23 protein-coding genes are annotated in these 22967 nt (G+C 37.0%); 18 read left to right on the top strand and 5 right to left on the bottom strand.

The features are described 5' to 3' along the window. Positions 1-20 precede the first annotated feature (20 nt). From ODR02_RS14460 to ODR02_RS14445, 4 genes are all read left to right on the top strand, one after another. A complete protein-coding gene (locus ODR02_RS14460; RefSeq protein WP_105684465.1) occupies positions 21-386 on the top strand; it encodes a DUF1304 domain-containing protein in 366 nt (121 codons plus the stop codon). Between the two features lie 530 nt (positions 387-916). Then, positions 917-2167, top strand: coding sequence for a quaternary amine ABC transporter ATP-binding protein (locus tag ODR02_RS14455; RefSeq protein WP_309513390.1), 1251 nt, complete (start codon positions 917-919; stop codon positions 2165-2167). A gap of 1 nt (position 2168) precedes the next feature. Beyond that, entirely contained in the window at positions 2169-2996 is an 828-nt protein-coding gene (locus ODR02_RS14450) for an ABC transporter permease (RefSeq protein ID WP_309513389.1), read from the top strand. A gap of 1 nt (position 2997) precedes the next feature. Next, the gene (locus ODR02_RS14445) at positions 2998-3852 is read left to right on the top strand and encodes a glycine betaine ABC transporter substrate-binding protein (protein WP_309513388.1); all 855 of its coding nucleotides are present in this window, start codon (positions 2998-3000) and stop codon (positions 3850-3852) included. Positions 3853-4160: 308 nt separating this feature from the next. Here the strand turns inward: ODR02_RS14445 and ODR02_RS14440 are convergent, their stop codons facing one another. Then, positions 4161-4538: a winged helix-turn-helix transcriptional regulator gene (locus ODR02_RS14440; RefSeq protein ID WP_309513423.1), complete on the bottom strand. Its 378-nt coding sequence runs from the start codon at positions 4536-4538 to the stop codon at positions 4161-4163. Between the two features lie 92 nt (positions 4539-4630). Between ODR02_RS14440 and ODR02_RS14435 the strand changes: the two genes are divergently transcribed. Both ODR02_RS14435 and ODR02_RS14430 read left to right on the top strand, forming a co-directional pair. After that, positions 4631-5620, top strand: coding sequence for an NADP-dependent oxidoreductase (locus tag ODR02_RS14435; protein WP_309513387.1), 990 nt, complete (start codon positions 4631-4633; stop codon positions 5618-5620). Positions 5621-5623: 3 nt separating this feature from the next. Next, entirely contained in the window at positions 5624-6094 is a 471-nt protein-coding gene (locus ODR02_RS14430) for a cupin domain-containing protein (protein WP_309513386.1), read from the top strand. A gap of 316 nt (positions 6095-6410) precedes the next feature. Here ODR02_RS14430 and ODR02_RS14425 read toward each other — a convergent pair whose 3' ends face one another. Beyond that, complete coding sequence (locus ODR02_RS14425; protein ID WP_309513385.1) at positions 6411-6872, bottom strand: thioredoxin family protein; 462 nt, start codon at positions 6870-6872, stop codon at positions 6411-6413. After that, the gene (locus ODR02_RS14420; protein ID WP_309513384.1) at positions 6869-8938 is read right to left on the bottom strand and encodes a TonB-dependent receptor plug domain-containing protein; all 2070 of its coding nucleotides are present in this window, start codon (positions 8936-8938) and stop codon (positions 6869-6871) included. Before ODR02_RS14420 ends, ODR02_RS14425 begins: the two co-directional genes overlap by 4 nt. 122 nt (positions 8939-9060) lie before the next feature. Between ODR02_RS14420 and ODR02_RS14415 the strand changes: the two genes are divergently transcribed. The 9 genes from ODR02_RS14415 (at position 9061) to ODR02_RS14375 (ending at position 18944) form a co-directional block, all read left to right on the top strand. Further along, a complete protein-coding gene (locus tag ODR02_RS14415) occupies positions 9061-10212 on the top strand; it encodes a homogentisate 1,2-dioxygenase (protein ID WP_209785777.1) in 1152 nt (383 codons plus the stop codon). 172 nt (positions 10213-10384) lie between these two features. Then, entirely contained in the window at positions 10385-11896 is a 1512-nt protein-coding gene (locus ODR02_RS14410) for a succinate CoA transferase (protein ID WP_309513383.1), read from the top strand. Between the two features lie 220 nt (positions 11897-12116). Beyond that, positions 12117-13391 (top strand): acetyl-CoA hydrolase/transferase family protein, encoded by a 1275-nt coding sequence (locus ODR02_RS14405; protein WP_309513382.1) that lies wholly within the window; start codon positions 12117-12119, stop codon positions 13389-13391. A gap of 139 nt (positions 13392-13530) precedes the next feature. Next, complete coding sequence (locus ODR02_RS14400) at positions 13531-14322, top strand: hypothetical protein (RefSeq protein ID WP_209785781.1); 792 nt, start codon at positions 13531-13533, stop codon at positions 14320-14322. Between the two features lie 236 nt (positions 14323-14558). Next, positions 14559-15689 carry a 4-hydroxyphenylpyruvate dioxygenase gene (hppD, locus tag ODR02_RS14395; RefSeq protein ID WP_105684476.1) on the top strand — a complete coding sequence of 377 codons (1131 nt, stop codon included), beginning with the start codon at positions 14559-14561 and terminating at the stop codon, positions 15687-15689. 71 nt (positions 15690-15760) lie between these two features. Further along, entirely contained in the window at positions 15761-16222 is a 462-nt protein-coding gene (locus tag ODR02_RS14390; RefSeq protein ID WP_309513381.1) for a hypothetical protein, read from the top strand. Between the two features lie 53 nt (positions 16223-16275). After that, a complete protein-coding gene (fahA, locus tag ODR02_RS14385) occupies positions 16276-17523 on the top strand; it encodes a fumarylacetoacetase (RefSeq protein WP_209785783.1) in 1248 nt (415 codons plus the stop codon). Between the two features lie 98 nt (positions 17524-17621). Then, positions 17622-18035: a GxxExxY protein gene (locus tag ODR02_RS14380; RefSeq protein WP_309513380.1), complete on the top strand. Its 414-nt coding sequence runs from the start codon at positions 17622-17624 to the stop codon at positions 18033-18035. A gap of 84 nt (positions 18036-18119) precedes the next feature. Then, entirely contained in the window at positions 18120-18944 is an 825-nt protein-coding gene (locus ODR02_RS14375; RefSeq protein WP_209785785.1) for a flavin reductase family protein, read from the top strand. 146 nt (positions 18945-19090) lie between these two features. Here the strand turns inward: ODR02_RS14375 and ODR02_RS14370 are convergent, their stop codons facing one another. Continuing rightward, on the bottom strand, positions 19091-19594 hold the full coding sequence (locus ODR02_RS14370; RefSeq protein ID WP_309513379.1) for a hypothetical protein: 504 nt from the start codon (positions 19592-19594) through the stop codon (positions 19091-19093). A 49-nt stretch (positions 19595-19643) separates the two neighbouring features. Beyond that, a complete protein-coding gene (locus ODR02_RS14365; RefSeq protein WP_309513378.1) occupies positions 19644-20486 on the bottom strand; it encodes an alpha/beta hydrolase family protein in 843 nt (280 codons plus the stop codon). Positions 20487-20547: 61 nt separating this feature from the next. Here ODR02_RS14365 and ODR02_RS14360 point away from each other — a divergent pair, with 61 nt between their 5' ends. The 3 genes from ODR02_RS14360 to ODR02_RS14350 are packed head-to-tail and all read left to right on the top strand — an operon-like array spanning position 20548 to position 22963. After that, positions 20548-21804 carry a PKD domain-containing protein gene (locus ODR02_RS14360; RefSeq protein ID WP_309513377.1) on the top strand — a complete coding sequence of 419 codons (1257 nt, stop codon included), beginning with the start codon at positions 20548-20550 and terminating at the stop codon, positions 21802-21804. 15 nt (positions 21805-21819) lie between these two features. Further along, complete coding sequence (locus ODR02_RS14355; RefSeq protein ID WP_209785789.1) at positions 21820-22593, top strand: HipA family kinase; 774 nt, start codon at positions 21820-21822, stop codon at positions 22591-22593. After that, complete coding sequence (locus ODR02_RS14350; protein ID WP_209785790.1) at positions 22580-22963, top strand: DUF3037 domain-containing protein; 384 nt, start codon at positions 22580-22582, stop codon at positions 22961-22963. The genes ODR02_RS14355 and ODR02_RS14350 overlap by 14 nt, the downstream gene beginning before the upstream one ends. Positions 22964-22967 lie beyond the last annotated feature (4 nt).

Below are 22967 nucleotides of genomic sequence, written 5' to 3'. Positions count from 1 at the left end.
ACAATGAGAAAATATTTATTATGGAAATCGTTGCTAAAATTCTGATCGCAATCGTTGCACTGGAACATATTTATATTCTTTGGATGGAAATGTTTGCCTGGGAAACCAAAGGAAAGGAAGTTTTCAAAGCAGCTTTACCTGCGGAAATGTTTAAACCTACCAAAGGATTAGCGGCCAATCAGGGACTTTACAATGGTTTTCTGGCAGCCGGACTGATCTGGTCATTTTTGATTAAAGATCCGCAATGGCAAACCAATGTTGCCCTATTCTTTTTAGGATGTGTAGCCGTAGCAGGAATCTATGGAGCAATTTCGGCTACTAAAAAAATATTCTTCGTTCAGGCTTTACCCGCTATCCTTGCCATTATTGCCGTTTTATTGAAATAGTCTTACGGGTAATATCGTCAAAGTTTCTTTTCACATCAATATTCTCTTAACTAGAATGATAAGAGAAAAAATTCCTGTGAAACACCACTTTAAAACCATACTGAAAATCAAGATATTACAGCCTAAAAAATCCATTTAATATAAAATTCGTAAATTTGCAGCGTCATAAAAAATTGATATACAGTTTTTTGATGCTGGCAAGCATTTTGATGAAATGTAGCCATTCAAGTTGTTCAGTACACATATCTGTAATTACCTCATCAGTAATTTAATTGTAGAATTTATGTAAAAGATTAGCTTCTTTTTACATGATACACTCTTTTTCTAGAGTATAATCTATTGAAATATTTAAAATAAACATAAGGCCAGGTGGTCTTTATGCTGTTATTTTTTTGTTTAAAGCTTTTATCACTAAAGGCTTAGCAAATTATTTTACCCTATTGTCATCAGCAGAACAACGAATGCTAAATGTATATAATAAATTGGTGTACAATATATTATATCAAATTATTAATTGAAAAATTCTGAATATGGAAAAAAATGAAAACACTCGAAAAGTAAAACTTAAAGTGGAAGACCTGACCATCATCTTTGGTAAAAACAAAGAAAAAGCACAGGAACTTCTGGACAAAGGTTTTTCCAAAAAGGAAATTCTTGAAAAAACAGGCTGTACCGTAGGAATCAACAAAGCCAGTTTTGAAATCTATGAAGGAGAATTTTTTGTCATCATGGGACTTTCGGGAAGTGGAAAATCTACTTTATTACGCTGCCTCAACAGACTGAACGAACCCACTTCCGGAAAAGTATACATCAATGACGATGATATTACCGGTAAAAACAATAAACAACTGCTGGAAGTAAGAAGAACAGAAATGAGCATGGTATTCCAGAAATTCGGATTACTTCCCCACCATACCATTTTAGACAATGCTGGTTTCGGCCTGGAAATTAGAGGAGAAGACAAAGCTTCCCGTGATAAAAAAGCACAGAAAGCCCTGGATATTGTAGGATTGAATGGTTTTGAGAACCAGTATCCTTCCCAACTTTCAGGAGGAATGCAGCAGAGAGTAGGATTGGCAAGAGCTTTGGCTAATGATCCGGAAGTATTGCTTATGGATGAAGCCTTCTCCGCGCTGGATCCCTTGATCAAATCTGAAATGCAGGATCAGATGCTTGAACTGCAGAATACATTACAAAAAACCATTGTCTTTATTACCCACGACCTTGATGAAGCCATTAAAATCGGAGACCGTATCGTCATTATGAAAGATGGGGTCATAGAACAGATAGGAACTGCCGAAGAGATCTTAACCAATCCTGCAAGTGATTATGTAAAAGCCTTTGTAGAGAAAGTAGACCGTAAAACAATTATTACAGCCAGATCTCTAATGTTCGACAAAGCTACAGTGGTACGTTTCAGAAAAGACGGTCCTGAAGGAGCTTTAAGAAAAATGAGAGCCACAGGACTTGAAAACTTACCTGTTGTAGATTTTCAGAATAAATTTCTGGGGTTTGTAACGCTTAATGACGTTGTTCGCATTGCCAAAAAGAAAGAACCTACAGTAGAATCAATTATCAACAGCAATGTTCCTTCAGTCTATCCTGAAGTAACCGTAGAAGAAATGCTGCCATTAATTTCCGGAAGTAAATCAGCCATCGCAGTAATTGATGAAGACAATAAATTTTTAGGTCTTGTTACCCAGCTATCTCTCATCATAGAAGCGACCAAGTTTAACGAAGAAGAAATCATTGAATTAAAAGAAATCGCAAACAATCAATAAGATGAATAAAACTATAGATATAGGTCAATATGTAGAAACTGCTATCAATTGGCTCACAGAAAATGGAAAACCTGTATTTGATGTCATAAAACACTTAGGAAACGCCTCTATTATGGGGATTGAATGGGTTTTGGTACATACCCCTTTTTATGTTATCATTCTCTTCTTTACCCTGTTGGCATTATGGAAAGCAGGAAAAGGTATCGCCGTAGTAACCGCAGCCGGACTGAGTTTAATATTTTTAATGGGATTATGGAAAGAAACCATGGAAACCCTGGCGCTTATCTTTGTTTCCACTATTACCGCCCTTATCATTTCTATTCCTCTGGGAATTCTGGCTGCAAAAAATGCAATAGCTGCAAAGATCATACGTCCTTTACTGGATTTGATGCAGACCATGCCGGCATTTGTTTACTTGATTCCTGCTGTACTGTTTTTCAGTATCGGTAAAGTTCCGGGAGCTTTTGCAACCATCATTTTTGCCATGCCGCCTGCGGTAAGATTAACCACATTGGGAATAGAAGCTGTTCCGAAAGATATCGTGGAAGCAGCCAGAGCTTTTGGAGCTACCAACCGTCAGATCCTTTTCAAGGTAGAACTTCCTTTAGCCATGAAAACTATTTTAACAGGAATCAATCAAACCATACTATTATCTTTATCCATGGTGGTTATCGCAGGAATGATTGCCGCAGGAGGTTTAGGGGAAAAAGTATTGGAAGGAATTAATAATCTGGATATCGGATTAGGATTTGAAAGTGGATTATCCGTTGTGATTTTAGCCATTATCCTCGACCGTATTACTCAGGGATTTGTAAAGAAAAAGCAATAAGATGAAACAATTTAAATATATGTTTTTACCCGCTTTAATGTTAATATTTACAGCATTAAGTTCGTGTGAAAATATAAAAAACTCCAAATACATCACCATAGGAATGGTAGATGGCTGGGCAGAAGATGTTGCCATGACGCATGTTGCCAAAGCCATTCTGGATAAACAGGGTTATCATGTTATAATTCAAAAAGCGTCTACCGATATGATTATGGCTTCAATGAATAATGAAGATACAGATCTTTTCATGGGAGTCTGGCTTCCTTATACACATGCTAAAAAACTGGCAAAATTCCCGGGATTAACCCATATTGGCACCAATTACAACAATGGCCGTATAGGATTGGTCGTTCCGGAATACGTCCCTGTTAATTCCATTGAAGAACTTAATCAGCATCAGGAGCAATTCAGCCACAGAATCATAGGAATTGAAAAAGGAGCTGGATTAACAACCGGAACGGATAAAGCTATTATTGATTATAAGCTGGATTATCAACAGATCAACTCCTCTACCATTGCCATGATCACCGAATTGCAAAACGCCATACAACGTAAACAATGGATTGTAGTAACCGGATGGCAGCCTCACTGGATGTTCGGCAAAATGAAACTTAAATTTCTTGATGATCCTAAAAAGATATTTGGTGAAGCTGAGCAGATTAAAACCTATTCCAGAAAAAGTTTTGTGAAGGATCATCCGGAGCTGGCCAGGTTCTTTTCCAGACTTCATTTTGATGATGAAAATATGTCTGATCTTTTAATGAAAATGGAACAGAGTAAAAATAAAGAAGCTACCGCTAAACAATGGGTGGAAGATCACTCTGAACTGGTAAATTTATGGTTAGATAAAAATTAATAAACAATTTGGTATTATTTAAAATCCTCAACCCTGCTTTGGGTCTGGGGATTTTTTCATCTATGCGACAGAAGAACTCGCAGATTCTTTTGACTTTTTTCTATGAAGCAATATTTATTAGTAATCGCAAAGGCGCAAAAGAAATTTAATAATATACTGCTGTAAGGCGCAAGAAAATCTAAGATTTTCAGCAAAGGTTTTATAAAATAAATAAACAGCATTCAATTTTATCGGAGATAAAATCCTTGCGCCTTACAACATAAGAAAAGAAAAAACTTAGCGTCTTTGCGTTTTTCAATATCTCACAACTACCCCATTGATTCTTTAATTTTTTCCCGATGAAGTATCCCCCAATTGACCAATGTTTCTGTGACAGGAAATACAGATTTCCCGTACTCGGTCACCGCATAAGTTACTGTAATAGGTTTCGTATCCTGAATGGTTCTTGTAATCAAAAGGTTTGTTTCCAGTTCTTTTAATTCTTTGCTCAGCATTTTAGCAGAGATTCCTTCAATACTTCGTTCCAACTTTTTAAAATGAATCATCTGATCCGGCCTGTTGGTCAGGTAACGTAAAATCATCAGCTTCCATTTTCCTCCTAACACATACAGGCTGTCGCGCATAGCAAACAATTCTTCTGTACAGCTTGCCTCTCTTTCGATACCGTTTTCAATGATTTTTGCCATAATAGTTTCATGAAGGTAACTAGTTACCATTGGTTAACTAGTAGCAAATATAAACTATTCCCTCTTTACATTTGTGTATCAAATAAAAACATATGAAAGCAGTTATTTTAAATAAAAACGGAAAACTGGAGGACGGATTTACAGAACAGCCCAAACCTAAAAGCAATGAAGTTTTAATCCAGATTAAAGCAAGCGGTTTCAATCCCATCGATTATCAGATGCTGGAAAATGAATTGGAACGGAAACTGATCAGTTCCCCGATATTAGGAAGAGAGTTGTCCGGAATTGTAATAGATAAAGGTTCCGAAGTTACAGAGTTCAATATTGGAGATGAAGTATATAGTGGCAGCGGCTCTATGGGAAGCAACGGTACTTACGCTGAATATATTGCTGTTCCTGAAGCCATTGTTTCCTTTAAACCAAAAAATATTTCGTTTGAACAGGCAGCTTCCATTCCTTCCGCAGGACTTACTTCTTTGCAGATCTTTAACCGTCTGAAATTAAATCCGGAAAATACTGTTCTTGTGACAGGTGCAGCCGGAGGTGTGGGTTCATTTCTGATTAAATTTTTACTGGCACATAATATCCGACAGGTTATTGCAACCGTTGGCAATGAAGAAAACAGGCAGATGCTTCTCAAATTAGGTCTGAAAGATCATCAAATCATTAATTACAGAGAGGAAAATCTTATTGAAAACATTTTAAAAGCAAATAACGATCAGCCTTTTGAATTTGGAATTGATCTGGTTGGAAACTCTATGTCTGAAGTGACGGCCGAAGTTTTAAAAATTAACGCAACTTATGTGGATGTGACCGCTTTAGTCACTAAAGATGCTCATGAAATGTTGTTCAACAAGGGAACTTTGATCATGAATATCTCCAATTATACCTATGGAATGATAAAAAAATATGAGTATTATAAAAACAGTTTACTAGAAATAAAAAGACTTATTGAAAACGGAACAATTCTTCCTCCTCAGCATAAACTTGTAGGAAACCTCTCTCTGGATACCGTTCTGCAGGCACATTCTATATTGAAAAATAATCAGACCCAAGGGCATAAACTTATCATGAAACATTAATCTATGAACAAAATACCAAGACGAATCGTAACTGGAATTAAAGAAGGAAAATCGATTATTATTGAAGACCAACAGGTAGAAAACGCTGTGGAACACTTTCCCGGACTTATTATTTCTGATGTATGGAATACACAGAAAATGCCGGCCAGCTTAGAACTTGAAACGAAAATTCCCAATACCGGATTTCCTCAAACTCCTAAAAACGGCACTTATTTCCGATATGTAGTAATCCCTCCGGATAAAGATCTAGGAGTAGAATGGAAAAAGATTGAACCTCACCCCATGATGCATCAAACGCCAACATTGGATTATATCATTATTCTTTCCGGTGAGCTCTATCTCATCATGGAAGAAGGAGAAACGCTTCTGAAACCGGGAGATATTGTCATACAAAGAGGCACCAATCATGCATGGAGCAATCGCTCTGATGAACCTTGTATTCAGCTGGCTGTTTTGATTGATGCTGATAATTAATTAAAAGATTTAATTATTTAAAGATTGGGATCGTTCTCACAAATTTTAAAAGTTCAACAAGCCAAAAAATCTGTGGCATCTGTGTAATCTGTGGGAAATGAATAAAATTTTGCAAGGTTAGAAAAATGCAAAGACGCAGAGAAAAATAAATAATGTGTTGTTTTTTAATGCGCAAGAAAATCAAAGATTTTCAGCAAGGAATAATCTATAAAGTATTAGGAATATACAATTTTATCGCAGATAAAATCCTTACGCCTTAAAACATAAGAAAAGAAAAAACTTTGCGCCTTTGCGTTTTCCAACAAAATCTCCCACCTTACAAAGCAGAAATCTCCAACAGTTTCTGCTTCATTTTTTCAGGCGTCATCTGCCCTTCCTGATAATACACTAAGTTCTGATGCTTATCCAGAAATACCCACAAAGGATAAACAGGCTGGTTTTTATTCTTTGACAACGCCAACGCCAACTCATGAATTCCGGAATTTCCATTTTGCAGATATTCAAACTCCTGATTCTGAAAGTGGATTTTCTCCTTTGTCTTCTCCGCCTCAAAATTGACGAAATAAAAATGGTCATTGATCATATTAACCAACTCTTTATCTTTACTTAAACGGAAAGACTCAATTTTACAAACCGAACACCAGTCCGTATAAAGATGGATTACAACCGGTTTAGGATTTTCTTTCTGCTGAACCTCAAGATCAGAAAAAGTGCCTGTCTTCATCTGTGACAGATAAAAACAGGGCACTAACATTAAAAATAAAGCTAATTTTTTCATTTTAAAGTATATTTTACTCCCAGAAAACCTCTTATCCCTTGCATCGGAGCATAGCCATACGCCGTATCAAAAGTATAATGATTAGGATTGTTGATAGGATCATCAACATGCTTATCAAATGGGTCAAATGGTCTCATCAAAGGATCTTTAGGCCTGAAATTGAATAAATTTTTCATCCCGCAATACACCTCAAATCCTGATTTGAAACTCTTGGACACCTGGATATTAGCCAAAGAATACAATGGTGAATATTCAGGGCGATAGTCATTCACCAGGACCGGAAGCCTCATAGGGCCGTAAAATTGTCCTGTAAAATCTATAGTCAGATTACTTGGAAACTTATATGTCAGGTTATACGTTCCACTCCACTTTGGAGCATGCAGCTGTTGTGTTTTTTGATTCTCATTATCAAATTTCTGATATACATCCAGGTAAGTCACTCCCAGATTAACACTCAGCGGAAACTGAAAACTAAAATCCACATTCAAAGAAGCACCTCTTGAAATTCCGTATCCGTGAAGATTATCATAAATAATTTTATTAGGATCTGAATCAAAATCACCCACAATTTTATTACTGAAATAAGTATAAAATGCAGATGCATCAAGATTCACCATTCGGTTTCCTACAGGGATTTTCCAGATATAGTTCAGGTTTCCGTTCACCGATCTTTCCGGTTTCAGATCAGATTTTACCACAACTTCCCTTGAGCCTGTCAGTGCAGCATGATCTTCAGTAAATAAATTCACCACTCTGAATCCTGTTCCAAAATTAAAACGTAAAGTGTGATACGGATTGGGTGAAAACTTCCATGCTAATCTCGGTGAATGTACAGAATGATGTACTTTATCATAGTCATATCGATATCCAAGCAACAAAGTATTTTTATCGTTAATCTCCCACTGATCCTGGATAAAAGCTCCCCAGATTGGAGATTTCATCGGAGCATTGGTAATTCCGTCTGAAGCTAAAGTTCCCGGAGTGTTGTCATCATAAAAAGTTCTTTTGAAAGTAAGCCCGGCCGTGATATCATGCTTTCCGAAGCTTCTGTCCCAATAGGTCTGTACAAAAGCTACCTTTTGTGTTGCATTGAAAGGATTGGATCCATAAAAAGAGTTCTGATCATGATAATTATAAGAAAACTGAGTCACGATATGCTCTTTCATTGGCCATTCATACAAACCAAAAACTTCTGCCCTGTTGGTGTAAATACTTTCTCCATACACTTCATCACTTCCACGGAAAGATTTATTCCATTGCATTTCTCCCCCAAAACGGTCTTCATACAGATACCTCAAAGCAAAACTTGCCTGTCTGTTTTCTTTTCTCTTAAAGTTCCACTTGTTGAATACAGAAATTCTGCTTTGTAAAGTGGCATCCGTGAAATTATCTTTATTCTGATCTATTCTTTCCTGAAAACTGAAATAATTTAAACTTAATAATGAAGCGGCATTCTTCCCTACATTAAACTTGGTAGAAAGATCCAGATTATTTTCAAACCAGCTCGATGTCATCAGGTCCACACTTAATTTAGGAGCAGTCAAAGCATTTTTGGTGATAATATTGATCACTCCTCCCATTGCTTCAGAGCCATAAATTGACGAAGCTGGCCCTTTCACTACTTCAATCCTGTCTACCAGACTATTGGGAATCCCACTCAGGCCATACACTGTAGATAGTGAACTTACAATTGGCATTCCGTCAATCAGAATCATGGTATAAGGTCCTTCCAATCCGTTAATGTGAATATCTCCCGTATTACACACGGAACAGTTCAGCTGGGGTTTTACACCGTTCACCATCGCAATCGCCTCAAAAATGCTGGGAGTAGGATTTTTCTGAAAGAATTTCTGGCTGTAGATCTCTACGGCAACAGGACTTTTAGACCTGCTCATCGGTTTTATGGTACCGGTAACCACTACATCCTCAATGTTACTTGTCTTGAATTCCCTCTTCATAACTTTTGCAGAATCCTGACTTTTAGTCTGCTGTAGACTCAAGCTGTCTGTCTCCTGCGCAAAACAATAGGTTGATAAAAAAGTAATAGAAAATAATATTCGCTTCATGAAATTAAAATTGTTAGACAAATCTAACAATTATTTTTCAAATACAAAACTTAATCTAAAAATATAGGTTGAGCCAATTCGTGAAAAATGATTAAATTTGAGAAACTACATATCAAAGTAAAATGAGATATCATCAATTGGGAAATATCCCACCAAAAAGGCATACGATCTTTAAGTCTCCGGAAGATAAATTTTACTATGAGCAGCTTTTCGGAACAGAAGGCTTCCATGGTATTTCTTCACTGTTATATCATATCCACCGCCCTACTCAGATTAAATCTATCGGTGAACCGAAAGATGTTACTCCCAAAATAGCTGTGGAAAAAAATGTTGCTCCGAGAATGTTTAAGGGAATGAACGTCACTCCTGAAGATGATTTCATGGACAGCCGAAAGATCCTTTTGATGAACAATGATCTGAAAATGGGATTGGCAAAGCCAAGAAAATCGATGGATTATTTCTACAAAAATGCTGAGTGTGATGAACTTTTGTATGTTCATAACGGTACCGGGATTTTAAAAACATTTGTAGGTGATCTTGAATTTGTAACCGGAGATTATCTTATTATTCCGAGAGGAACCATTTATCAGGTAGAACTGAAATCTGATGATACTGTATTCTTTGTATTAGAAAGTCACTCACCAATTTACACTCCGAAAAGATACAGAAATGAATTCGGGCAGCTATTGGAACATTCTCCATTCTGTGAGAGAGATATGATTGCTCCTACTTATAAAGAACCCATCGATGAAAAAGGAGAATTCCTGATTAAAGTTAAAAAAGAAAACCAGATTACCGACTTCATCTATGCTACTCACCCGTTCGATGTGGTAGGCTGGGACGGCTATTTTTATCCTTATAAATTCAATATTAAAAACTTTGAACCGATTACCGGAAGAATTCACCAACCACCACCGGTTCACCAGAATTTTGAAGGACATAATTTCGTAGTATGTTCATTCTGCGCAAGAATGTATGATTATCATCCACAGGCAATTCCAGCACCATACAACCACTCCAATATTGATTCTGATGAGGTATTGTTCTATACAGAAGGAGATTTCATGAGCCGTAACCATATTGATCTGATGGATTTCACCCTTCACCCGGGAGGAATTGTACACGGACCTCACCCTGGTGCTATGGAAAGAAGTATCGGTAAAAAATTCACGGAAGAATATGCGGTAATGGTAGACCCTTTCCGTCCTTTAAAAATTACTGAAGAAGCTTTAAAAGTAGAAGATCCTTCTTATAAAACTTCATGGTTAGAATAAAACAGTAAAATTATCAAAAAAGTATTACTGAATACATACAAAAGACGCTTTAAATCCTTTATTTAAAGCGTCTTTTTTTGTAAATTTGTAAGGTATGGTTAACATATTTAACCATCATTATTTTTCATAACGCATCCTAAGTAATGGTGGTTTAAAACAAAATCAATATTACATGTTAGAAAGAATCAGATTAGAAAGTTTACACCAAAAGGTAACCACAGCTGAAAGCGCTGTAAAAATCATTAAGGACGGTATGACCATTGGGTCCAGCGGCTTTACAAAAGCAGGTGACAGCAAGGCTATTTTGCCGGCACTTGCAGAAAGAGGAAAAACAGAAGACCTGAAAGTCACTTTGATGACCGGAGCTTCACTTGGCCACGGCACCGACGGGAAACTGGCAGAAGCCAATGTTCTGAAGAAAAGAATGCCGTTTCAGGTAGATCCTATCTTAAGAAACAAAATCAACAGCGGTGAGATTCTCTTCATCGACCAGCATTTAAGCGAAAGTGCCGAGCTTCTCCACACCAAAAATCTTCAGAGCATAGATGTAGCCATTATTGAAGCTGCCTATATTGAAAGAGACGGAAGCATTGTTCCGACCACTTCTGTAGGTAATTCCGTGACTTTTGCTGCTTTGGCTAAGAAAGTCATCATTGAAATCAATACAGAGGTTCCTGAAGAAGTATATGGTATCCATGATATCTACCAGGCAGAAGATTATCCGTACAGAAATGTTATTCCTATTGTTGCCCCATGGAACAAAATCGGGCGAAAAAGCATTCCTGTTGACCCTGAAAAAATTGAAGCCATTGTATTTACCAATCGTAAAGACAGCCCGGCAGATATCGCAGAACCGGATGAAAAGACAACAGCCATCGCCAAACACCTTCTTGCCTTCTTTGAAAATGAAGTTCTTTTGGGACGCCTTACAGACCGATTGCTTCCTCTTCAGGCAGGTATCGGTAAAGTAGCCAACGCGGTTCTTACAGGGTTCAGAGACAGTAATTTTTATGATCTGACGATGTTTTCCGAAGTACTTCAAGACAGTACATTTGATCTGATAGATTCCGGTAAACTGAGTTTCGCCTCCGCATCATCCATTACCGTATCTCAGGAATGTTATGAAAGAGTCCTGGGAAATCTTTCAAAATATAAAGACAAATTTGTTCTAAGACCTCAGAATATTTCCAATACTCCGGGATTGATCCGAAGATTGGGAGTAATAGCCATCAATACTGCTATTGAATTCGATATTTATGGAAACGTAAACTCTACCCATATCGGAGGAACAAAAATCATGAATGGAATCGGAGGTTCCGGAGACTTCGCAAGAAATGCTTACTTAAGTATTTTTGTGACTCAGGCAGCTTCAAAAGGCAATAATATTTCTCACGTACTTCCCATGGTATCTCATACTGATCATACAGAACATGATGTGGATATTCTGGTAACAGATGTGGGATTGGCAGACTTAAGAGGTTTGGCACCAAGAGAAAGAGCACAAAAGATTATCGACAATTGCGTTCATCCGGACTATAAAGAAGAATTACAATCTTATTTCGACAGAGCCTGCGAAAAAGGAGGTCATACTCCTCATTTGCTGCAGGAAGCTTTCAGCTGGCATATTCGATTTTCAGAAACCGGAAGTATGAAGCAGAAAACAGCTGTTGAAACTGCCCCTTAAGATTTTCAGCAAAATAATAAACAGAATAAAAGAACTGAATGCCAATGCATTCGGTTCTTTATTTTTTCAACTAAATCTGGTTCATTTTGTATGACAAAAGTCTGTATAATATCCTAAAAATATTTATCTGAATATAAAATTATAAGATTATCTTTGAAAGAATAGAAGTATTTTTTGAGGCAGAAAAATACTCTTAACACCCTTTTAAAAAAGATAAAATATGAATAATTACATCAGTGCAGAAGAGGCAATATATACGATAAAAAGTGGAAACCGTGTATTTTTCCACGGCAGTGCTTGTACTCCTAATTATCTGATTGATGAACTGGCAAGACAGGCTGGACGATTACAAAATGTGGAAATGGTTTCTATTACCCAGCAGGGAAATGTAGAAATTGCAAAACCAGAGTACAAAGACAGCTTTTTCATCAATTCTTTATTTGTTTCTACGCCTGTACGTGATGCTGTGAATTCTGACAGAGGAGACTTTGTGCCGGTATTTCTAAGTGAAATTCCTATTTTATTCAGAAAAAATATTTTACCACTGGATGTAGCGATCGTCACAGTTTCTCCACCGGATAAACATGGTTTCTGTACACTGGGAACTTCTGTGGATATTGCAAGAGCAGCGGTGGATACAGCCAAGATTATTGTGGCCATTGTCAATCCAAGAATGCCCAGAACCCATGGTGACGGGATGCTCCATATCAGCAGAATCCACAAACTCGTTTGGCATGAAGAAGAGCTTCCAACAGTAGACTATGGCTCAAAAGTAGGACCTGAAGAAATGCTTGTCGGAAAAAATGTAGCTGAGCTGATTGAAGACAGATCTACCCTTCAGATGGGTATTGGTACAATTCCAGATGCTGTTTTGAAATGTCTTACCAACCATAAAGACCTGGGAATCCACACAGAAATGCTGAGTGACGGTGTTATTGACCTTATTCAGGATGATGTAATCAACAATAAATACAAAGGTTACAACGATAACAAAACCATAACAAGTTTCTGCTTCGGAACCCGAAAACTCTATGATTATGTGGATGACAATACCGTGTTTGCGTTCAGAGATGTAAGTGAAGTCAATTTCCCGATCAACATCATGAGAAACAAGAAAATGGTAGCCATCAATTCTGCCATTGAAATAGACCTTACGGGACAGGTATGTGCAGATTCTATCGGAACCATGCAATACAGCGGAATCGGAGGTCAAATGGACTTTATGCGTGGAGCCGCTTTAAGTGACGATGGAAAACCTATCATAGCCATTACCGCAAGAACGAAAAAAGGAATTTCCAGAATCGTTCCTTTTCTTAAACAGGGAGCTGGTGTAGTAACAACCAGAGGTCATATCCACTATGTCGTTACTGAATACGGAACAGCTTACCTGTATGGTAAAAATCTCCGCCAGAGAGCACAGGAGCTCATCAGTATAGCCCACCCGGATGACAGAGAAATGCTGGAGAGAGCTGCTTTTGAAAGATTTAAACATTGACAATCAATCATAAAAGACCTCAAAACGGTTTTTTAACCGGGGACTTAAAAATAAATTTTGAATTCATCACCATATAATGATCAAAAAACATTAATAATTTGGCAGTATATTTGATAAAACTCTTTCAAAAACAAGGAAATTGAAAACTATATATAATTCGATACGAGAAGAAGTGGTAAAGCATTCCAAGGTAAGGAATTCTGTTTTGGGGAATGTGAATGAATGGAAGAGAAGCCATTATATTATTCTTTCTGAAATTATTAAGGATGAGCTTTCTGAAGCAGAGGAACTGAAAGGAGGAAAGAAATTTGAAATTGGAAATACGATTTCCCATGTTACTCTTCAGCGTTTTTTTGAAAACGATTACCAGGATAAAACCCATAGTGATCTCAGGTTTCTGAAAACACTGGATAAAATATGTATTTTTTTAGGATACAAGGACCTTAACGATTATATTCTTACGATAAGATACAAGAAACAGGGCGATGAGGAAACTGATGATCAGTCCTATCTTACCCAGATGGTGTACGATTACTGTGCAGCAGCTTTTGAGTTTTACAAACTGTTTCCCACCCATAATACGGAAATCTTAAAAGGTCTGGTGTTTGATGATTCTCCTTTTTTGGAAAGGGCTTCACAATTCAGTAAAGAGCTGTGTGATAAAGATTTTCATCTGGTAACCAAAAACAACAGATCCAACTACGAAGTTTTTGATATACACGTTGTTACCGATGAGCCCGATAAAAAAATATTAGAATCCCAGGAATTCTGGAATCTTCTCTTCAAAGTGGGAGAAACAGGAGAGGAACATTTTGTGAATCAGCTGAGTACCCAAATCTATTTTATAAAAAAAATAAATAACACCTGGAAGATCTGGGATAATTATAATCCCGATGCAGGAATGCTCAACAGAAAAATTGAGACTATCTAAAATAAGAAAGCCGTAGAGAGTATCTACGGCTTTCATGTTTCGAAATATTTTTTTCATTTGTCTTTTGTATAACAAATGTAGTCAGCCTATTTTAAACTTAAGAAACTTAAATATACTTAAGTAAACTCTTCTTTAACGTTATGTTAAATATATTCAATGAATCCGTGGTAATATTTTCGCGATATCTAAGAATTTTGTAATTTGCATACCAATAAAATAAAAGTAAAAGAGAAAATATGTCAACACTTACATTTGCCGAGAAAATAGCTCAAGCAGAAAATTTCTTACCGATTAACGGTACAGATTATATTGAGTTTTATGTAGGAAATGCAAAACAGGCTGCCCATTATTACAAAACCGCTTTCGGTTTTCAGTCTGTAGCTTATGCCGGTCCTGAAACAGGAGTAAGAGACCGCGCATCTTATGTGCTTCAACAGGGAAAAATCAGATTGGTATTAACTACCGGACTAAAGTCTGACTCTCTTATCAGCGAGCACGTAAAAAAACATGGTGACGGAGTAAAAATTTTGGCACTTTGGGTAGATGACGCTTATGCAGCTTTCGAAGAAACAACTAAAAGAGGAGGAAAACCTTATTTAGAGCCTGTAACGTTAACTGATGAGCATGGTGAGGTAAGAATGTCCGGTATCTACACGTATGGAGAAACCGTTCACATGTTTGTGGAAAGAAAAAATTACAACGGAGCTTTCATGCCTGGATATGAAAAGTGGGAAAGTGATTATAAGCCTGAAGAAGCAGGTTTATTATATGTAGACCACTGTGTAGGAAATGTTGACTGGAACAGAATGATCCCAACTGTAGAATGGTACGAAAAAGTAATGGGGTTTGTAAACATCCTTTCTTTTGATGACAAGCAGATCAACACAGAATATTCTGCATTGATGTCTAAAGTAATGTCAAACGGAAACGGATATGCAAAATTCCCTATCAACGAGCCCGCAGAGGGTAAAAAGAAATCTCAGGTAGAAGAATATCTTGATTTCTATGAAGGTGAAGGGGTACAGCACATTGCTGTAGCCACGAAAGATATTATCCACACCGTAACGGAATTGAAAAAACGTGGTGTTGAATTCCTTTCTGCTCCACCAGAGGCTTATTACGATATGGTTCCTGAAAGAGTAGGTCATATTGATGAAGATCTTAAAAAACTTCAGGATTTAGGTATACTTATTGATCATGATGAAGAAGGATACTTGTTACAGATTTTTACAAAACCCGTAGAAGACCGTCCTACTCTATTCTTCGAAATTATTGAAAGACACGGTGCACAGAGTTTTGGTGCCGGAAACTTCAAAGCTTTGTTCGAAGCATTAGAGAGAGAACAGGAAAGAAGAGGTAATCTTTAATTTTACATTAAAAAATATAAGTTTTGTCAGGATACAGTATTCTGGCAAAACTTTTTTATAAAACACACTATATGAGAAAACTTTTAATAGGAATTTTCCTTCTGGGAACACTGGGACTTCAAGCTCAGTATGGAACCCTGAATGAAATCCTTAATCGACTTGAGCAAAGAAAAGGCATCAATCAGCATCTTGAAAATGTAAATATTGACAACAAAAAGTTTGTTTTCATTAAAGATGAAGCCGATCATACAGAACGGGACTTTATTATAATCAAAGGGAATAATGCCACTTATGTAGAAGTTTTCGATGATAAAGCAACAGGAGAAAGCAGCTCTAATGTTTTCACCGGAGATATTATCAGAAAAAAAAATATTATTTCTTTACGGGCAGATATGCTTGAAAATAAAAAAATCCCAATGCCTGTCACCAAAACCTTATTGCTGACACAACAGGATAATATTCTGTACCTCATCGATGTCAATACCAGAGACAGATGGATTGATGAAGCATCTTACTCAAAAAAGACAAAATAAATGTTCCGGGGAATTACTCTGGAGGATCTTTAATCTAACTAAAATCTAAACTTATGAAATCATTTGTAGACTATTCCTCAAATTCGGATTTTTCTATACACAATATTCCTTTCGGAGTCGCAGTTTTTAACAAAGAATATATCGGATGCTGTACAAGAATCGGAGATCAGGTAATTGATCTTGCTACGTTGTACGATCTTGGTTATTTTGAAGATATTGAAGGATTAGACGACAATGTTTTTGAAGCGTATACCATCAATGAATTTATCGAACTGGGTAAACCGGTTACCAATGCTGTTCGTACCAAAATTCAAACATTATTACAGGAAGGGTCTATTTTATCAAAAGATCAGAAAACCATTGAAGAAGCTTTCTATGATCTGGATAAAGTAAAAATGATGATGCCTGTTCACATCCCGAACTACACCGATTTCTACAGTAGCATTGAACATGCTACCAACGTAGGAAAAATGTTCCGTGACCCTGCAAATGCTCTATTGCCAAACTGGAAACATTTACCGGTAGGTTACCATGGAAGAGCCTCTTCTATCGTAGTTTCCGGAACTGAGATCAACCGTCCGAAAGGTCAGATGAAACCTGCAGATGTGGAGAAACCTGTTTTCGGACCTTGCAAACAGCTTGACTTTGAATTGGAAATGGCTTTCATCCTCAACAGAAATACAGAGATGGGAGAAAGTATCTCTACTAAAGATGCTGAAGATGCCATCTTCGGAATGGTAGTTTTCAACGACTGGTCTGCAAGAGATATCCAGTCATGGGAATATGTTCCACTAGGGCCCTTCCTTGCCAAAAACTTCGGTTCATCTATTTCTCCATGGGTAGTTACCCTTGAAGCTTTGGAACCATTCAGAACAACTTCTCCAACTCAGGATCCTGAAGTATTGGAGTATTTAAAATTCGAAGGTGATAAAAACTACGATATCAACCTTGAGGTATATATTCAGCCTGAAAACGGAGATCAGAACCTGATCTGTGAAAGCAACTACAAACACATGTACTGGAATATGACCCAGCAACTGGCACACCACACCGTAAACGGATGTAATGTAGAAGTAGGAGACCTATATGCCAGCGGTACTATTTCCGGAAGTGATCCAAAATCTTTCGGATCTATGCTTGAGCTTACATGGAGAGGACAGAATCCTTTATCATTAAGCAACGGTGAAGAAAGAAAATTCATCGAAGACAATGATACGGTTACCATGAAAGCATGGGCTGAAAAAGACGGTATAAGAGTAGGTTTCGGAGAAGTTTCCGGTAAAATTATTCCAACCCTTTAATAACTATTTAAACACTTAAGTTTTTAAGTTACATAAATATGATATATTAAGTTCACTTTAGTTTTTGAAAATCTACGATTTTCGTTCTTTCCTTCATTATGATTACTCAAAAAATAATTAATGATCTGTCTTATAAAATTGTTGGAGCTTGCATTGAGGTCCATAAATTAGCAGGTCCTGGACTATATGAAGGTCTATATCACCAATGTCTGGAAAAAGAATTTAAATTATTAGGTTTAAAATACCAAAGTGAACTTGAAATACCATTTTCCTATAAAGGAAGCTATATAGATTGCAAATTAAAATGCGACTTTTTGATTGAAGATCTGATTGTTTTAGAAATAAAATCAGTTGCTGAAATTCATCAGATTCATAAAGCACAAACTATGAATTATATGAATCTATTAAAGCTGCCTCGCTCAATTTTAGTTAATTTCAATGTTACCAATCTTTATCACGAAGGCTGTGAATCCTTTGCTTCTAAATTATTTAAAGAGCTTCCCAAAGAATGAAAATCGTAGATTTTCAAACTTAAGTGCTCTTCATTAAGGCGCTACCATAATAACTAAAATAACTTAAGTGTTAAAAGCAAAAATATGAAAACAGTAATCCCTTCCGAGATAACCTCCGTACAACTACAGACCATCATGCAGACTGCCGTTTCACCACGTCCGATTGCACTGGCTTCTACTGTAGATAAAGACGGCAATAATAACTTATCTCCGTTCAGTTTTTTTAATATGTTCAGTACTGTTCCACCTATCCTGATCTTTTCCCCATCAAGGAGAGTTCGTGACAATACGACTAAACATACACTGGAAAATGTTCTTGAAGTACCCGAAGTAGTCATTGGAACAGTGAATTTTCCAATTGTACAACAGATATCTTTAGCTTCTACAGAATATGAAACCGGAGTCAATGAATTTATCAAATCCGGACTTACCATGAAGGATGCTGATTTTGTACAGCCTAAACTGATTGAAGAATGTCCTGTCAACTTTGAATGTAAAGTTTTAGAGGTAAAACCATTGGGAGATCAGGGTGGTGCCGGAAATCTGGTGATCTGTGAAGTTCAGAAAATCCACATCAGAGAAGAATATCTGAATGAAGCAGGAAATCTGGATCAGAAAAAACTGGATATGGTAGCCCGTTTAGGCAGTAACTGGTATTCCAGAAGCAATGAAAACAGCCTTTTTGAAGTACCGAAACCTTTGGTCACAAAAGGAATTGGTTTTGATCTTTTACCTGATTCTATCAAATACAGCAAAGTATTTACAGGAAACGATCTTGGGATGCTTGCCAATACAGAGGTGTTACCTGCGGGTAACTTCCATGCTGATGAAAACATTCACATAGAGGTTCAGAAACTACTTCTGGACAGCAAAGTTGAAGAAGCGTGGGTTTTACTCACTATACAATAAAAAAAGAGCCTGAAATTTCAGGCTCTTTTTTTATTGTATGCTGGAAGCCAGAATATTGAGGCTGGAAGTCCATAGATATTTGATTTCAATAGATAGGAAAAACGTCAATAGCTCCCAGCTTCTATCTTCCAGCTTCCCAACTTATACTACTTCGCTTTCAATGCTTCGGAAACAACAATTTTTCCTTTTTCAGCAAAGTCTGCTATCTTACCATTTTTATCAATGGAAACATTCAGATTGTCATTTTTAGCATCGTAAAAAATACTTGTAGCATATCCTGGACAGTCGTGCTGCTTACATCCTGTCAGTTTATAAATTCCATTTTCCGAAGCCACAGGACTTTCTACATTGAAATTCTTTACCATTTCATCATATTGAGCTCCTACCAACTTTTTCAGTCTTTCTGTAATACTTTTATCTTCAAAAAATTTAATATCATGAGGGTATTTCCCTACATTTTTAGTAATAATCCGAGCAGATGTAGCAGAAGGTGGTGGTGCAACAGAGTCATTTTTTGGAGTGGACACGGAATCTTTAGGCATTACTGTAGCCAGAGTATCTGTACTTGTTGAAGATTCTGTTTTAGTTTCTTTTTTACAGGAAACGACACACAATGTAAGCGCGAATGCGCCCGCAATAACTTTTTTCATAATTATACTGATATGGTGGTTAATTTATAATAACGGCATTTTATCTGTTTTATTTCAATTTTTCCTTGATAAAATCAATACACTTTTCGGTTACAGTATGCAGATCCTTTGGTAGATCTTTTTCTGTCCATGGTTCTTTTGCTCCGAAGGTATGGTTGGCATTTTCAATCAGAAACAGTTCAGAATTCGGGTGAAGAATATGAAGGTGTTCCGCCTGTTTCACCTCTACCGCTTCATCGTCTGTTCCATGAATAATCAACATATGAGCTTTAGCCATCTCTGTAGCCCGCTCTACATCAAAACGATGAATATTGTTCTCATAATCTTCATAAAACTGATAATAATGAGGCATTTCCTGCTTCGTACGTCCGTTCAGCGCATAATATACTCCATTATTTTTCCAGTTCTCAAAAGCTTCTCCTTTTGGAAAACGATCTAGAGTATCTACACTGGCCAATGTAATCAATCCGTTGATTCTCTCGTCTTCAAAGGTTTTAATAATAGAAATCCCTCCTCCTCTGCTATGTCCTATCAAAACAATCTTTTCCCCATCCACATGAGGATTCCCACTAAAATGATCAATGACCACACCAAGATCAGAAAGCTCTTTAGAATAATTGTTATGACCAAAGGCTTCAAGATCTGCAAAGTCTAGCGGATCAGCAACCGTAGTTCCATTATGGGAAAAATTAAACTTAACGAAGAAAAAACCTGCTTCTGCAAATTTTTCAGCCATCAGATGCCAGGCTCCCCAATCTTTATACCCTTTATATCCGTGAACAAATATGATCAGGGGAAGTTTTTCTGTGGTGTCTTTATAAAAAATATCAGCAAGAAAACCTTTTGTTTCTTTATTTTCTAAGTATATATTCTTTTCAATAATCAAATTCATAATATAATTAAATTTTGTTTAATAATATTTATATTTATAACCATAATCTAAACTGAAATTTATGAAAAAAACTCTACTTTTTTTATTTTTAATTACTTTTTCTTTACTCCTCAGTCAGACCACCAAAAGGGTTTTCTTTATTGGAAACAGCTACACGTATGTTAATAATCTGCCCGGGCTTATCCAAAGTATTGCGGCTTCTAACGGAGATGTACTGGAACATCATAGCCAGACTCCGGGAGGTGCTACCCTACAGAACCATGCCAATAATCCCGATGTTGCTTCAGACATGAATCAGGGAAACTGGGATTACGTGGTATTACAGGAACAAAGCCAGCTGCCATCATTTCCTTATTCTCAGGTTCAAAACGAGGTATATCCTTTTGCTCTTCAACTTTCAAATCTTTTTAAAAATGCAAATGCATGTGGAAATGTAATATTTTATATGACCTGGGGCCGTAAAAATGGAGATGGAACCATCTGCCCGGGCTGGCCATCTGTCTGTACTTATCAGGGAATGGATGATTTGATCTATGCACGCTACATGGAAATGGCAATGAATAATGAAGGGATTATCTCTCCTGTAGGCAAGGTTTGGAGAACGATCCGAGAACAGAATCCGACTATTGAATTGTATGATCAGGACGAATCACATCCGAGTTACATTGGTTCTATGGCTGCAGCCTATACATTTTACACTATTATATTTAAAAAAGATCCCACACAAATTTCTTTTAACGGGAACCTTAGTCCGGCACATGCTCAATTGATTAAAGATATTGTTAAAACAGAGGTGTATAATCAGCCTGGTAAATGGTATGTAACGAACAATGATGTTCACAGCAGATTCACCTATCAGATGAATGGAGCAGGAACCGTTCAATTTACCAATACCACACAGAATGCAGCCAACTATTCATGGGATTTTGGTGACGGAACGACTTCTACCCTGGAAAATCCGGCACACACCTATACTACAGGCGGAAATTATAATGTAAAACTTACAACAGATGCGTGTGGAGCGACTACGACCAAAATGAAACTGGTAGTTGTAAGTACATTAAATACCTCAGAAACACTAATGGAGAATGGAATTCAAATTTATCCAAATCCGGCTCTGGAACATATTGACATTGTTTCTAAAAAGAAATTTGAAGTAATTTCACTTACTGAAGCTTCAGGAAAAATCATGTCTTATCATTTGAATAAGACAGAGACTGGCTACCGTATTTCACTTCAGCATTTAACGAGTGGAGTTTATTTCCTTCAATATAAAACAGATGAAAAGGAGTTCACTAAAAAAATAATTAAAAAATAACCTTATTTTTGCTTCATGCAGAATTTAAGAACTGTAACCGTGATGCGTTACATTCTGCCACTGAGAGAGGGAGGATCTCTTCCCGCCCTGGCAGAAGCTGATGATGATTTCAAGTATGTATTAAAATTCCGTGGTGCAGGCCATGGAGTAAAAATGCTGATCTCCGAACTTATAGGCGGAAAGATTACGGAAGCTTTAGGACTTAAAATTCCTGAATTAGTTTTTGTAAATCTTGATGCTGATTTTGGGAGAACGGAAGCCGATGAAGAAATACAGGATCTTCTGAAACATTCTGAAGGCCTGAATCTCGGGCTGCATTATCTTTCCGGTTCTATTACCTATGACCCGGGAGTAAGTGTAGATCCGCTTCTGGCTTCAAAAATAGTATGGCTGGATGCATTCATTACCAACATCGACCGTACTTTTAAGAACACCAATATGCTCATGTGGCATAAAGAACTTTGGATCATTGATAATGGTGCTTCATTCTATTTCCACCACTCATGGCAGAATTTTGATGCAGCAGCAAAGACACCTTTCAAATATGTAAAAGACCATGTTCTTCTTCCTAAAGCAAAAATGCTTGACGAAGCAGATCAATTTGCTCATGGAATCCTGAATGATGCTCTTTTCAGAGAAATTGTCAATATGATTCCTGAAGACTGGTTGCATTGGAATGATGCCGATGAAACACCCGATGAAATCCGTGAGATCTATTTTCAATTTATGAAAACCAGATTAGAAAATTCTCAAATCTTTGTAAACGAAGCGAAAAATGCAAGAGGATAAAATATATGAATATGCGGTAATACGCCTGGTGCCCAAAGTTGAAAGAGAAGAGTTTTTCAATATCGGACTGGTGATGTTTTCTAAGAAAGAAAAATTCATCAAAGCGGAATTCTATTTGTGTCCGGACAAATTCAAACTGATGCACAGTAAGCTTGATTATGATGATATTATCCACAATCTGGAAAGCTTTCAGAAAATTGCGAATGGAGATAAAGATGGCGGGCCTATTGCTTTTCTGGATATTCCGGAACGCTTCCGCTGGCTTACGGCTGTAAGAAGTTCTGTGGTACAGACCTCAAGACCTCATCCGGGGAAATCTAAAGATCTGAATACTACTTTTGGTAAGCTTTTTGAGGAGTTAGTAAAATAACACA

The organism is Chryseobacterium sp. CFS2 (assembly GCF_036543225.1).
GTDB lineage: Bacteria > Bacteroidota > Bacteroidia > Flavobacteriales > Weeksellaceae > Chryseobacterium > Chryseobacterium culicis_A.
This window is presented reverse-complemented; position numbering and strand designations above follow the sequence as displayed.